The organism is Paraburkholderia sp. BR10936 (assembly GCF_040965735.1).
Taxonomy (GTDB): Bacteria; Pseudomonadota; Gammaproteobacteria; order Burkholderiales; family Burkholderiaceae; genus Paraburkholderia; species Paraburkholderia nodosa_A.
In genome coordinates, this window is record NZ_JBFRCM010000009.1 from 65,466 (window position 1) to 78,211 (window position 12,746).

The 12,746-nt window shown below is 67.3% G+C and carries 14 protein-coding genes; 10 read left to right on the top strand and 4 right to left on the bottom strand.

Annotated features, from left to right (window positions below; translation table 11 throughout):
- Positions 1–268: 268 nt before the first annotated feature.
- The 10 genes from AB4Y36_RS19765 to AB4Y36_RS19810 all read left to right on the top strand — a co-directional run bounded on the left by AB4Y36_RS19765 (position 269) and on the right by AB4Y36_RS19810 (position 8,159).
- Positions 269–832, top strand: a complete 564-nt coding sequence (locus AB4Y36_RS19765) for an RNA polymerase sigma factor (RefSeq protein ID WP_069265288.1) — start codon at positions 269–271, stop codon at positions 830–832.
- Entirely contained in the window at positions 829–1,257 is a 429-nt protein-coding gene (locus AB4Y36_RS19770; RefSeq protein WP_069265289.1) for a DUF3619 family protein, read from the top strand. The genes AB4Y36_RS19765 and AB4Y36_RS19770 overlap by 4 nt, the downstream gene beginning before the upstream one ends.
- A gap of 25 nt (positions 1,258–1,282) precedes the next feature.
- Positions 1,283–2,110, top strand: coding sequence for a DUF3106 domain-containing protein (locus AB4Y36_RS19775; RefSeq protein ID WP_368683889.1), 828 nt, complete (start codon positions 1,283–1,285; stop codon positions 2,108–2,110).
- A 165-nt stretch (positions 2,111–2,275) separates the two neighbouring features.
- On the top strand, positions 2,276–2,797 hold the full coding sequence (locus AB4Y36_RS19780) for an RDD family protein (protein WP_256094758.1): 522 nt from the start codon (positions 2,276–2,278) through the stop codon (positions 2,795–2,797).
- Between the two features lie 142 nt (positions 2,798–2,939).
- Positions 2,940–3,899: a UDP-2,3-diacylglucosamine diphosphatase gene (locus AB4Y36_RS19785; protein ID WP_342947953.1), complete on the top strand. Its 960-nt coding sequence runs from the start codon at positions 2,940–2,942 to the stop codon at positions 3,897–3,899.
- Between the two features lie 67 nt (positions 3,900–3,966).
- Positions 3,967–4,998 (top strand): glycosyltransferase family 1 protein, encoded by a 1,032-nt coding sequence (locus AB4Y36_RS19790; protein WP_069265293.1) that lies wholly within the window; start codon positions 3,967–3,969, stop codon positions 4,996–4,998.
- 116 nt (positions 4,999–5,114) lie between these two features.
- Positions 5,115–5,822 carry a diacylglycerol kinase gene (locus AB4Y36_RS19795; RefSeq protein ID WP_368683890.1) on the top strand — a complete coding sequence of 236 codons (708 nt, stop codon included), beginning with the start codon at positions 5,115–5,117 and terminating at the stop codon, positions 5,820–5,822.
- Between the two features lie 194 nt (positions 5,823–6,016).
- Positions 6,017–6,739 (top strand): TetR/AcrR family transcriptional regulator, encoded by a 723-nt coding sequence (locus AB4Y36_RS19800; protein ID WP_069265294.1) that lies wholly within the window; start codon positions 6,017–6,019, stop codon positions 6,737–6,739.
- A gap of 13 nt (positions 6,740–6,752) precedes the next feature.
- Positions 6,753–7,337 carry a TIGR00730 family Rossman fold protein gene (locus AB4Y36_RS19805; RefSeq protein WP_368617021.1) on the top strand — a complete coding sequence of 195 codons (585 nt, stop codon included), beginning with the start codon at positions 6,753–6,755 and terminating at the stop codon, positions 7,335–7,337.
- A gap of 75 nt (positions 7,338–7,412) precedes the next feature.
- Entirely contained in the window at positions 7,413–8,159 is a 747-nt protein-coding gene (locus tag AB4Y36_RS19810; protein ID WP_368617020.1) for an SDR family oxidoreductase, read from the top strand.
- 19 nt (positions 8,160–8,178) lie between these two features.
- On the opposite strand, the gene AB4Y36_RS19815 is transcribed toward AB4Y36_RS19810, so the two are convergent.
- From AB4Y36_RS19815 to AB4Y36_RS19830, 4 genes are all read right to left on the bottom strand, one after another.
- Positions 8,179–8,766 carry a DUF924 family protein gene (locus AB4Y36_RS19815; RefSeq protein ID WP_368683891.1) on the bottom strand — a complete coding sequence of 196 codons (588 nt, stop codon included), beginning with the start codon at positions 8,764–8,766 and terminating at the stop codon, positions 8,179–8,181.
- Positions 8,763–9,500, bottom strand: coding sequence for an alanyl-tRNA editing protein (locus AB4Y36_RS19820; protein ID WP_069265298.1), 738 nt, complete (start codon positions 9,498–9,500; stop codon positions 8,763–8,765). Before AB4Y36_RS19820 ends, AB4Y36_RS19815 begins: the two co-directional genes overlap by 4 nt.
- Positions 9,501–9,659: 159 nt before the next feature.
- A complete protein-coding gene (locus AB4Y36_RS19825) occupies positions 9,660–10,070 on the bottom strand; it encodes a group II truncated hemoglobin (RefSeq protein WP_069265299.1) in 411 nt (136 codons plus the stop codon).
- 96 nt (positions 10,071–10,166) lie between these two features.
- The gene (locus AB4Y36_RS19830) at positions 10,167–12,716 is read right to left on the bottom strand and encodes an ABC transporter permease (protein WP_368683975.1); all 2,550 of its coding nucleotides are present in this window, start codon (positions 12,714–12,716) and stop codon (positions 10,167–10,169) included.
- Positions 12,717–12,746 lie beyond the last annotated feature (30 nt).

Genomic DNA, 12,746 nt, shown 5'->3' on the forward strand with positions numbered 1-12,746 from the left:
TTATGTTGCGAACCGTCGAAGATAGCGGCTCGGTGCCTTTCGGTCAAGCAATTATTGAGAAGCCGGGCACGAACGTTGCGACAGCGCGCACGCCTCGCGGCGCCGGCCAGGGGCCGACAGGACAGGCATCAGGGCCGGCGCATCCATGATGCGAAGCATTCTCACGGCCTTCCGCTAGCCTGTTGGCGCGAAAATTTGCTACGATCCGCGAGTTTTACGACATTTTTCGAACGATTACGCGTACGCTGGCGGCGGCGCCCTGCAACGGATGGCATCAGACAAGGAACTCGCCGACTTTCTGGCGGGCGTCGAAAGACGCGCGTTCAAGCAGACGGTCTACGCCGTAAGGGACGACGACGCCTCGCTCGACATCGTGCAGGACGCGATGATCAAGCTCGCGGAAAAATACGGAGACCGCCCGGCCGCAGAACTCCCCCTGCTCTTTCAGCGTATTTTGCAAAATACGATGCACGACTATTTTCGTCGGCAGAAAGTACGCAATACGTGGGTGAGCCTGTTTTCGTCGCTCGGCAACGCCGACGACGAGGAATTCGACCCCCTCGAGACCTTCGAGGCCGAGCAGGGTACGGCTGGCGCCGAGAGCAGCGAGCAGCAGATCGAGCGCGCGCAGGTGCTCCAGATGATCGACGACGAAATCCAGAAATTACCGGCACGTCAACGGGAGGCGTTTCTGATGCGTTACTGGGAGGATATGGATGTCGCCGAGACTGCCGCCGCAATGGGCTGCTCCGAAGGCAGCGTGAAAACGCACTGCTCGCGGGCAACCCACACGCTGGCTCAAGCGCTCAAGGCCAAAGGAATCACCCTATGAGCTCCGCCCTCGAAAATAAAGAACTGGCGTTCGTGCGGGAAATGCGTCGTGCGCTCGACGAGAGCGCCGCCAACCTGCCCGCTGCCACCACCGCCCGACTCGCCGCCGCACGCAAGACCGCACTCGCCCAGAAAAAGGCCGAGGTCGTGCTCGTACGCGCCCCGGCGCTCGCCGCGGCCGGCGTCGGCGGTCTGTCCGGCGCGCCCATGCCCCGGCCCGCGCGGCGCCGTTCCGCGCTCGCGCGCTTCGCGCTCGCCTGGCCGCTCGCGGCACTCGTGGCGGGCCTCTTTGCCATCGCGTACTTCGAAGATCAGCAACGCACCGCTGAACTCGCCGATATCGACGCGGCCATGCTGAGCGACGACCTGCCGCTCACGGCCTACCTCGATCACGGGTTCAACGCGTATCTGACGCGCGCGCACTAAGGACTCTGAGCGGGAGACTGACGGGGTGAGTTACAAGCGCGGCCTGGCCGTTGTCATTGGATGTCTGGTCGCGGCAGTGGTGTCGTATGTGGCGACCTACCCGCGCTTTCATCCCGAGCCCACCGGCGAAAACACCGCTGGCGCGCCCGCGCAGGCGAAAGCGCCTCCGGTCGATAATTCGATCACGACCACCTTTGCGCCGCTGCCCGGCCAGTCCAATCCGCTCGCGTGGGCGCATCTGAGCGATGCGCAGCACACGGCGCTCGCGCCGTTCGCCGTCGAATGGGACCGCTTCAGCGACGAGCGCAAGCGCAAATGGCTAAAGATCGCCGCCCGTTACCCGAAAATGTCGCCCGACGCCCAGAAGCGCTTGCATGAGCGCATGGCGGAATGGGTCGGCATGACGCCTGAGCAACGGCGTGTGGCGCGCGAAAACTACCAGGTTTCCAAGGAATTGCCGGCGCAGGCGCGCCAGCGCGCCTGGAAGGCTTACCAGCAACTCCCTGAAGAGCAGAAAGAACGCCTTGCCGCGAGCGAGCACAAGCGCCGGCCCACCGTCGTGAGCGCCCCGCCCAGCGGCAACAAGAGCGAGATCCGCGATATCCAGCGCCTCGTCAACGAGCGTGATCACCGCGGCCTGCCGCACGCGCCCGCAGGCGTCACCGGGGCATCGGGCTCGGCTGGCGCGAGCAGCACGGGTTCGGGTCTCGCGCCCACAGCGCCCGGCGCGCCGGGCGAGCCGGCGGTGGCTTCGTCGTTTGCGTCGGGCATTCCCGCCGCCGGGAGCTTCGTCCCCGCCACGCCCATCCCTGTCTCGCCCGCCGAAGCACCCGCGGCGTTCAAGGGCTCCTGAAGCCTCAACCCGGTGCTCGCGGCGCCCTCGCGCGCACCCTTCGCACCCTCGTTAACCCCGCCGCGGCGTTGCGGTCGTTTCGCCGCGCGCGTTTTCGAGGTTATGCTTTGGACGTCCCGTCCCCGAACTGACGCCATCGTGTCCGAAAGCGCCCAAGCCGCCGCCCTGCCGCCCGCCGCAGTCTTCGCGGTTGAACCTGCGCCCGTTTCGATTCGTCGCCGCCTCGCCGCGTTCGTCTACGAAAGCGTGCTGCTGTTCGGCGTCGTCTTCGCCGCGGGACTCGCGTTCAGCCTCGTCCTGCAGCAGCGCAATGGCTACACGCATCACAACGCGATGGCAGTCTGGATCATCTTCGTGGCCGGCACGTACTTCGTCGGCTTCTGGCACAAGGGCGGGCAGACGCTGCCGATGAAGACCTGGCGTTTGCGTGTGGTCGGCCCCGACGGCAAGCCGCCCGCGCTCGCGCGAGCGACGCTGCGCTATCTCGCCGCCTGGCTCTGGTTCCTGCCGCCGCTCGTGCTGCATCCGCTGCTCGATCTTTCGATTCCGCACACGCTTGCGCTCGTTGCCTGCTGGTTCGTGATCTGGGCCGCGAGCGCCCGCTTCTCCCACGACCGCCAGTTCCTTCACGACCGCATTGCGGGCACGCGCATTGTCGCAATCGCGCCACAAGGCGCGAAGGCGTAGCCGGCGCACGACATCCCCTATCGCGCCGGAAAAGCGGCTGCACGGGACCCCTGGGACTGCGTAACGAGACCTTCTCGTGACTGTCATGTTGCCGTCACGGCGGCATGGCGCAATGCGCGTATTACAACCTGCCGCGCGCGCCATGGCCCAAAAGACGTCAGCGACCACCCTGTTCCGGCAGACCACCGGACGAGGCACCGACTCCGCCACGTTCCACCCATCTCCCGGCGGAGCCACCTTTCCCGTCCCGCCCCTGCCGCCCTCGTCGATCGACGACGCCCCCGCCTCCGGCCCCCACGACGACGACCATCCCGATCCCACCCGCTACCGCACGATCTGGCTCTCCGATATCCATCTCGGCACGGGCGGCTGTCAGGCGTCGTATCTGCTCGACTTTCTGCGCCACAACGAGTCGGAGTATCTGTACCTCGTGGGCGACATCATCGACGGCTGGCAGTTGAAGAAGGGCTGGTACTGGCCCCAGGCGCACAACGACGTCGTGCAAAAGGTGCTGCGCAAGGCGCGCAAGGGCACCCAGGTCATCTACATCCCGGGCAACCACGACGAGAGCGCGCGCCAGTTCTGCAATCTCGCGTTCGGTGACATCCACGTGCGCGAGGAAGCCTTTCACACGACGCTCACCGGCAAGCGCCTGTGGGTCGTGCACGGCGATCTCTTCGACGGCGTGATCCAGCACGCCAAGTGGCTCGCCTATCTCGGCGACTCGGCCTACACGCTGATCCTCCTGCTCAACCGCTGGTTCAACCGCGTGCGCGCGAAGCTCGGCTTCCAGTACTGGTCGCTCTCGCAGTACCTCAAGCATCAGGTCAAGAACGCGGTGAACTTCATCTCCTCGTTCGAGCGCGTGATGACCGACGAAGCGCGCCGCCGCGGCTGCGACGGCGTGGTCTGCGGCCACATCCACAAGGCCGAGATCCGCGACATCGACGGCATCCTGTACTGCAACGACGGCGACTGGGTGGAGAGCCTGTCCGCGCTCGTCGAGACGTTCGAGGGCGAGTTGCGCATCGTCTACTGGACCGTGAAACGCGCGCCGGAAGCGCAGGTCTCCACGCGCAAGGCGCGTGTGAGCGCCGCCTGAGTATCGACTGATACCGTTACGCAGCAGCCATAACCGCACTACCGAACGACGAGAGGGCCGACGACCGATGAAAGTAATGATCGTGACCGATGCATGGGAGCCGCAGGTCAACGGCGTAGTTCGAACCCTGAAGAACACGACGCGCGAACTCATCGCGCTCGGCCATCAGGTCGAACTGCTTACGCCGCTGGAGTTCCGCACGATACCGTGCCCCACCTACCCGGAAATCAAGCTCTCGCTGTTTCCGAAGCGGCATCTGCACGAACGCATCAGCGCATTCGGGCCCGATGCAATCCACATCGCGACCGAAGGTCCGCTCGGACTCGCCGCGCGCCGCTACGCGATCGACCACGACCTGCCGTTCACGACCGCTTATCACACGCGCTTTCCCGAGTACGTGCAGGCGCGCTTCGGCATTCCGCTCTCGGCGACGTACCGCTTCCTGCGCTGGTTCCACAAGCCTTCGCTCGCGGTGATGGCGCCCACGCCCGTCGTGAAGACCGACCTCGAGAAGTTCGGCTTCACGAACGTCGTGCTGTGGACGCGCGGCGTGGACCTCGACATCTTCCGGCCGATGGAATCCAAGGTGCTGAACACGGCGCGCCCCATCTTCCTGTATGTGGGCCGCGTGGCCGTGGAGAAGAACGTCGAGGCGTTTCTCAAGCTCGATCTGCCCGGCTCGAAATGGGTGTGCGGCGAAGGCCCGGCGCTCGCCGAACTGAAGTCGCGCTATCCCCAGGCGAATTACCTGGGTGTCCTGAGCCAGCCCGAGCTTGCGAAGGTCTACGCGGCCGCCGACGTCTTCGTGTTCCCGAGCCGCACCGACACCTTCGGTCTCGTGCTGCTCGAAGCGCTCGCATGCGGTACGCCCGTGGCCGCCTACCCGGTGACAGGCCCGATCGACGTGCTGGGCACGGGCGGCGCGGGTTCGATGAACGAAGACCTGCGCGAAGCGTGCCTCGAAGCGTTGAAGATCGACCGCGCCGAGGCGCGCGCCTGGGCCGAGCGCTTCTCGTGGCGCGCCGCCTCCGAGCAGTTCGCGGCGCATCTGAAGCCGCGCTCGCGCGCGACGATGGAGCCGTCCAGCGCCGCAGCCTGAGCGCGGGGCCGGCTATGGTGCGCGCTTCGATTGTCCGCGAGCGCGCCGGGGACACGGACGGCCTCGGCGCAACCGCGTCGCACGCGTGCGATACTGGGGTACTACCTGGCACGACCATGACGCCACGTCCTCCGTTACCGCCGCATAGCGCCCAGGGCGCACGCAGTTCCAATGCGCCAGCCAGCCAGCGTGCCGGCGGCTCTACGCGCGCCGCACGCGCCGCCGAAGCGCTCGATCCGCGCGCGAGCGCTGCCGCCGCGGCCGCATCTGGCGTTGCGCCGCCAGCCGCACCGGCATCGGCAAGCGAGCCAGCCAAGCCCACCGGGCCCGCTGCGCCACGCGCGGCCGCACCGGAACCGCCCGAGCCGCCGCATCTGCACGAACCGCTCGGCCCCGACGATCCACTCGCCCCGCTGCCCTTCAACCCCTACAAGGGCAACCGCGGCATCACCCGGGCATGGAAGGCGCTCAAGTACTCGATCAAGGGCTTTCGCGCCGCCATCCGCGAGGAAAGCGCATTTCGCCAGGAGCTCACGCTCGCGGCCATCCTCGTGCCGATCGGCGTGTTCATTCCGGTCGAGCCCGTCGAGCGCGTACTGCTGCTCGGCTCGGTGATCCTCGTGCTGATCGTCGAGCTGCTCAATTCGAGCATCGAGAACGCGGTGGACCGCATCGGCCTCGAGCGCAACGAGCTCTCGGGCCGCGCCAAGGACCTGGGCAGCGCGGCGGTGACGCTCGCCTTGCTGCTCTGCGTCCTGACCTGGGGACTGATTCTCGTGCCCCGTTTCGGCCCGCTGCTGTTGCACGGAATCGGCGTACTCTAGCGCCCCATGCCCCCAGTCCGCGGCGGCCTCGCCACGCTCCCCGGCATCTGACAGGCGCAAGCTGTCGGTGCGCGCGGGCCGTCGGTTTATAATCGAACGACAGTCTTATAACGACCAACCGCGTCCGGGCCGCGCGCACCGCAACATACGAGCGGGCGCCTGAGCCCGGCACTGCATTTTCAGGGCCGGACGACATGGATGCCAAACCTCCCCGCCGTACACGCGAACGGATTCTCGAGCTGTCGCTGAAGCTGTTCAACGAGATAGGCGAGCCGAACGTCACCACGACGACCATCGCCGAGGAAATGGAGATCAGTCCAGGCAACCTGTACTACCACTTCCGCAACAAAGACGACATCATCAACAGCATCTTCAGCCAGTTCGAGCAGGAGATCGAAAAGCGTCTGCGCTTCCCCGAGGACCATCGCGCCACCATCGACGAGATGTGGGCGTACCTGCAGTACATGGTCGACTTCACGTGGCGCTACCGCTTTCTCTATCGCGACCTGAACGACCTGCTCGCGCGCAACCGCACGCTGGAGATGCACTTCAAGCAGATCATCAGCCACAAGGTGCACTTCGCGAAGCAGTTCTGCGAGCAGCTCGTGGAAGACGGCGACATGGTCGCCACGCCCGCCGAGATCGACGTGATCTCGACCAATATCGGCGTGATCGCCACCTACTGGCTCTCGTACCAGTTCGTGATGAATCCGCGCAAGTACAACGACCAGGAAGCGATTCGCGACGAGCTGCACCAGGTCAGCGTGCAGATCGTCTCGCTGATGGCACCGTATCTGCGCGGCCGCGCGCGCGAGCTGTTCGACGATCTCGTCTCGGGCAAGCTCGCCAAACGCGAGTTCTACGACTACCTGCCGCCGCGCGAAGGCGCGGGCGCCGCCAAGGACAACCGCGAATAAAGGCAAAAGCCGAATGAAAGCAGTCTGCGTATATTGCGGCTCCTCGCCCGGAGCCAATCCGGTGTACACCGAAGCCGCACAGGCATTCGGCCGCGCGCTCGTCGCCTCGAACCTCGCGCTCGTCTATGGCGGCGGCAAGGTCGGCCTGATGGGCGTGATCGCCGACACCGTGATGGAGGGCGGCGGCCGCGCCATCGGCGTGATCCCCAAGCTGCTGGTGGACAAGGAAGTGGGCCATGTGGGCCTCACCGAGCTGCATGTCGTGCCCGACATGCACCACCGCAAGAAGATGATGGCCGACCTCTCCGACGCCTTCGTCGCGATGCCGGGCGGCGCGGGCACGCTCGAAGAGCTGTTCGAGGTCTATACGTGGGCGCAGCTCGGCTATCACCGCAAGCCGGTGGGCGTGCTGAACATCGGCGGCTTTTACGATCCGCTCATGGCGCTGCTCGATCACACGGTGCGCGAAGGCTTCATGCGCCAGACCTACCGCGACATGCTGCAAACCGACGGCGATCCCGTGGCGCTGATCGCCAGGCTCAAGCGTTACCACGCGCCCACGAAGGACAAGTGGGCGGATTTGCGCGAGAACGTTTGACCCGGCCGCATCGCGCCGTTCGCCCGACAATCCGCAGGCACCACGCGCAGTTACCTCCATGACGAGTACATCGCGATGAGCAAGGTTGTCCTGATCACCGGCGCGAGCCGCGGCATCGGCCGCGCGACGGCGCGCCTGCTCGGCGCATACGGCTGGACCGTGGGCGTCAACTATCTGCACAACGAACCGGCCGCCGACGAAACCGCCGCCGAAGTCGGCCGCGCGGGCGGCCACGCGCGCGTGCTGCGCGGCGACGTCGCGAGCGAGGCAGACGTCGTCGCGATGTTCGACGCGCTCGAATCGGCCTATGGCCGTATCGATGCGCTCGTGAACAACGCGGGCATCGTGGCGCCCGGCAGCCAGGTCGCCGACATGAGCGCCGAGCGTCTGAAGCGCATGTTCGACGTGAACGTGTACGGCGCGTTTTTGTGCGCACGCGAAGCGGCGCGGCGCATGTCGAAGGATCGCGGCGGCGACGGCGGCTCGATCGTCAATGTTTCTTCGGCTGCCGCGCGGCTTGGCTCGCCCAACGAATATGTGGACTATGCGTCGTCCAAAGGCGCGGTCGACACGATGACGATCGGGCTCGCCAAGGAACTCGGCCCGCAGGGCGTGCGCGTGAACGCGGTGCGCCCCGGCCTCATCGACACCGAAATCCACGCGAGCGGCGGCCGCCCCGACCGCGCGGCCGTGCTCGGCGCGCAAACGCCGCTCGGCCGGCCCGGCAGCGCCGACGAAGTCGCACAAACGATCGTGTGGTTGCTCAGCGACGCGGCCTCGTATGTCACAGGCGCCCTGCTCGACGTGAGCGGCGGACGCTGAACTCGCGCGCTGGCTTTTGCTAGAACGACGAACCCCGCTCGCGCAAAAAAGCGGCTTCTTCGTCGGTGGAATCGCGGCCCAATTGCACGTTGCGATGCGGGTAGCGCCCAAAGCGCTCGATGATCTGCGCGTGGCGCACCGCGTAATCGTAGTAGCCCTTGCCCTCGGGATCCTTCGCCAACTCGCCGAACAGACGCAGCGATTCGCGCTGCGCTTCGGCGCTTTCGGCGTGTTCGAACGGTAGATAAGCGAAGGAGCGATGCTGCAGCGTGGGCAGGCGCAGATCCGCGCCGTTCGCCACCATCCTGCGCGCGATGCCGAGCGCCTTGTCGTCCGCGGAGAATGCACGCGGCGTGCCGCGGTGGCAGTTGCGCGAGAACTGGTCGAGCACGATCACGAGCGCGAGCGCGCCTTCGGGCGTCTCGCACCATGCGTCGAGCTCGCCTGCACACGCGGCGTCGAGCAGCGCGCCGAAGCGTTCGCGCAGCCTGGCGTCGAACGCGGCGTTCTTGCGGAACCACATCTTGCGCTCGCGGCCGAACTCCTCCGAACCCGGCGCGCCGAACCAGAAGTCGAGCACCTCGCGCGCACGCGCGTCGAGAGTCATGACGCCAGTTCCAGCACGAGACGCCGCGTGCGCGCGCTCTTCTTCTCGAGCTTCGCCACCCGCAGCGCACCGATTTCCTGCGTATTGCGCACATGCGTGCCGCCGCAGGGCTGCAAATCGACGTTATCGATACGCAACAGCCGCACACGGCCCAGGCCCATCGGCGGCTTCACGCTCATCGTGCGCACGAGTTCGGGGCGTTGTGCCATTTCCTCGTCGGTGATCCATTCGGTCGCCACCGCGTGCGCGCCCGACACGAGTTCGGCGAGCCGCGCCTCCACCATCTCGCGCTCGATCGGCTCGACGGTCGCGAAATCGAGGCGCGCATAGTCGGTCGTGATGCTGCAGCCGTCCACGGGATATGGCAGGACCGCGCACATCAGATGGCTCGCCGTATGCAATCGCATGTGCCGGTGACGGCGCGCCCAGTCGATCTCGGCGCGCACGCGCTCGCCCGCGCTGAGACGCGCGAGCAGCGCCTCCTGGCCGGGCTTGGGAACATGGAGCGCGTCGTCGGGCGTCGCGCCTTCGAACTTCGCCTTGCGCGTGTCGGCGATCTCGATGCGCGTACCGTCGGCGAGCACCAGCGCGCCGGCGTCGCCGGCCTGGCCGCCGCCGAGCGGATAGAACACGGTCTGGTCGAGTCGCACGCCGTCCTCGCCAACGGCAAGCACGGTCGCTTCGCACTGCGTGAGATAGGCGTCTTCGCGAAAGAGCGCGCGGGTGGTCGTCATCGTGGGTGTCTCCTTGTTTTGCGTACGGCGAGCCGCTCAAAGCCGGACGCCCGCCAAAGGGCCATTATGGCCGCGAGGCGAAACGCCCCGCCGGACGGCCGCGATGCGTGAGCGCCTGACTGTACCGGCGCAGGGACCGGCACAATCGGGCCCAGTCAATCAGCCCGGATGATTGCGCATCCAGTCGGCGGTATCGAAGAACGAGTGCAGCAGGCGCTCGCGCAACGGTTCCGCCAGGCCCACGTCTTCCATCGCCCAGGCCATGCAGCGCAGCCACTGGTCGCGCTCGGACGAGGCGATCGCGAACGGCAAATGGCGCGCGCGCAGGCGCGGATGGCCGAAGCGTTCGATGTAGTGGTCCGGGCCGCCAAGCCAGCCGCAGAGAAACCAGAACAGCTTGTCGCGCGAACCGTCGAGCGTTTGCGGATGCATCGCGCGGATGCCCGCGAAATCGGCCTCGAGGTCCATCAGGTCATAGAAACGGTCGACGAGCTCGCGCACGCGCGCCTCGCCGCCGACGAGTTCGAAGGCCGTGGGTTTCTGCGGCGCTTCGTCGGCTGGATCGGTCATACGGTTGAATCGGGAAAAAAGAGGGACGGCAGCGCACTGCCGTAGATCGTTGATTTTCGCACAGCGGCGCGTGGCGGGCGGCGGCGGGCTGCTGCACTACGCGTCGCGCAGCGACTGCAGCGCCGGCCGCGCGAGCACGTGCCGCAAGCTGATCCACCCGCCCACGCCCGCGCACACCACCCCTGCGGCGATGCCCGCAGGCAGGAGCCACGGATCGAACGGAAGATAGAAGAGAAACACGTGCGTGGCGAGCACCGAGCCCACCGCCTGCGCGCCGATTGCCGCCATGAGCCCCGCGAGCGCACCCACGGAAACGAATTCGGCCACCTGCACCGCGCGCACCTGCTGGTGCGATGCCCCCAGCGCGCGCAGCAGCGCCGACTCGCGCATGCGCTCGTCGCGCGTGCCCGCGAGCGCCGCGTAGAGCACCAGCACGCCGGCGGCGAGCGTGAAGAGAAAGAGGAACTGCACCGCGCCGATCACCTGCTCCAGCACACGCTCGATCTGCGCGAGAATCGGCGCGATGTCGATCGCGGTGACGTTGGGATAGCGGGCCACGAGACCGTCCACGACCTGGCGCTGCCCGGGCGGCAGGTGAAAGCTCGTGATGTACGTCGCCGGAAAATCGCGCAGCAGTTCGGGCGGCATCAGCACGAAGAAGTTGACCTTGAACGAGCCCCAGTCGAGCTTGCGCACGCTCGTCACGGGCGCCGTGACTTCCAGGCCCGTCACGTCGAACTTGAGCACGTCGCCGGGCTTCACGTTGATGAGCTTCGCGAGTCCCTGCTCGATCGATAGCTGCGGCGTGGCCGCATCGCCATACCAGGTACCGGCCTCGATGCGATTGTCGTCGGGCAGCTTCGTCGTGTACGAGAGATTGAACTCGCGATCGACGAGCCGGCGCGCGTCCTCGCTCTTGTACGAGTCGGGATTCACGGGCTTGCCGTTGATCGAGATGAGGCGCCCGCGCACCATCGGCTGGAGATCGCTGTCGGCAGCCCCGGCAATGCCATGCGAGCGCAGCCAGGCGGCCACGGCGTCGCGCTGATCGGGCTGGATGTCGATGAGGAATTCGTTGGGCGCGTCGGGCGGCGTGGACTTGCGCCAGCCTTCGACGAGGTCGTTGCGCGTCATCGCGATCAGCAACAGGCACATGAGGCCGATGGCGAGCGCCGTGATTTGCAGCGCGCTAGCGCCCGGACGCCGTTCGAGCGACGCCAGGGCATAGCGCCAACCCACGCCCGCGCGCGCCTGCCCGGAGAGGCGTCCGCTGCGGGCCACGCGCGCCGCGCACCAGAGCGACGCGCGCGCCACGCCGGCGAACACGAGCAGCCCGATCGCGAAACCGCCCGCGACGATGCCGCCCAGCTTCAACTCCCCCGCCGCGATCACGAGCAGCCCCGCGAACAGCGCAATGCCGACGCCATAGGCCGCCCACGCGGCGCGTCCTTCGTCGCCCCACTCGCGGCGCAGCACGCGCACCGGCGGCACGCGCGTGAGCGGCAGGAGCGGCGGCAGCGCGAAGCCAAGCAGCAGCACGATGCCCGCGGCGATGCCTTCGAGCACGGGCAACGGGCCGGGCTGCGGCAGCACGACGTCGATGAGATTGCCGAGCCACGCCAGCAGCGCGAGATGACCCGCGTAGCCGAGCGCCACGCCCGCTGCGCCACCCACGAGCCCGAGCCCCGCGAACTCCAGCACGAAAAGCGTGCGCAACGTGCGCTGGCTCGCGCCGAGGCAGCGCATCGCGGCGCAGGCGTCGAGATGGCGGCGCGTGTAGCGATGCGCGGCCATGGCGATCGCCACCGCCGCGAGCAACGCTGTCAGGAGCGAAACCAGCGTGAGGAAGTGGCGCGCGCGGTCGAGCGTCTGGCGCACCTGAGGCTGGCCGTCCTGGAGCGATTCGAGCGCGACGCCGCGCATCTTGCCGCCATCCACGCGCGCACGCGCCCAGGACGCGAACTGCGCGACGGCCGGATCGGCGCCCGCCACGAGCAGGCGGTAGGTCACGCGGCTGCCATAGCCGAGCAGTCCGGTCGACGCGACTTCGTCGGCGCGCATCATGAGCCGCGGCGAGAAGTTCACGAACGAAAAGCCGCGGTCGAGTTCTTTCGTGATGAGCGCATTCACGGTGAAGGTGCGTGTGCCGACCTTCACCGTGTCGCCGACATGGAGCTTGAGCGCGTCGAGCAGTTCGTCGTCCACCCAGACGGTGCCGGGCGGGGGAATGCCTTGCGCCGCGTGATCGGGTGCACCCGGCGCCGCGGCGATGCGCAGCGCGCCGCGCAACGGATAGTCCGCCGAGACGGCCTTGACGGCAGCAAGACGAGTGGCCGTGGCGACCGGGGCGGCGGAAGCGCCCGCCGCTGCCGCGGCCTGTGGCGTCCCCGAACTCACCATGCTCGGGAAGATCGCCGTGGTCGCCGTGCGCAGCGACAGCGACTGCGCCTCGCGCGCGAACATGGGATCGACGGGGTGATCGGCGCGCACGATGAAATCGGCGGCGATCATGCGCCGGGCATCGCGCTCAAGGCCGCGCTGCAGTCGATCGGCGAGAAAACCGACGCTGGCGAGCGCCGCCACGGCCAGCACGAGCGCGAACAGCAGCATGGTGAGTTCGCCCGCGCGCCAGTCGCGCGCCGTCATGCGCGCGGCAAGATGCACGAGATCGGACCA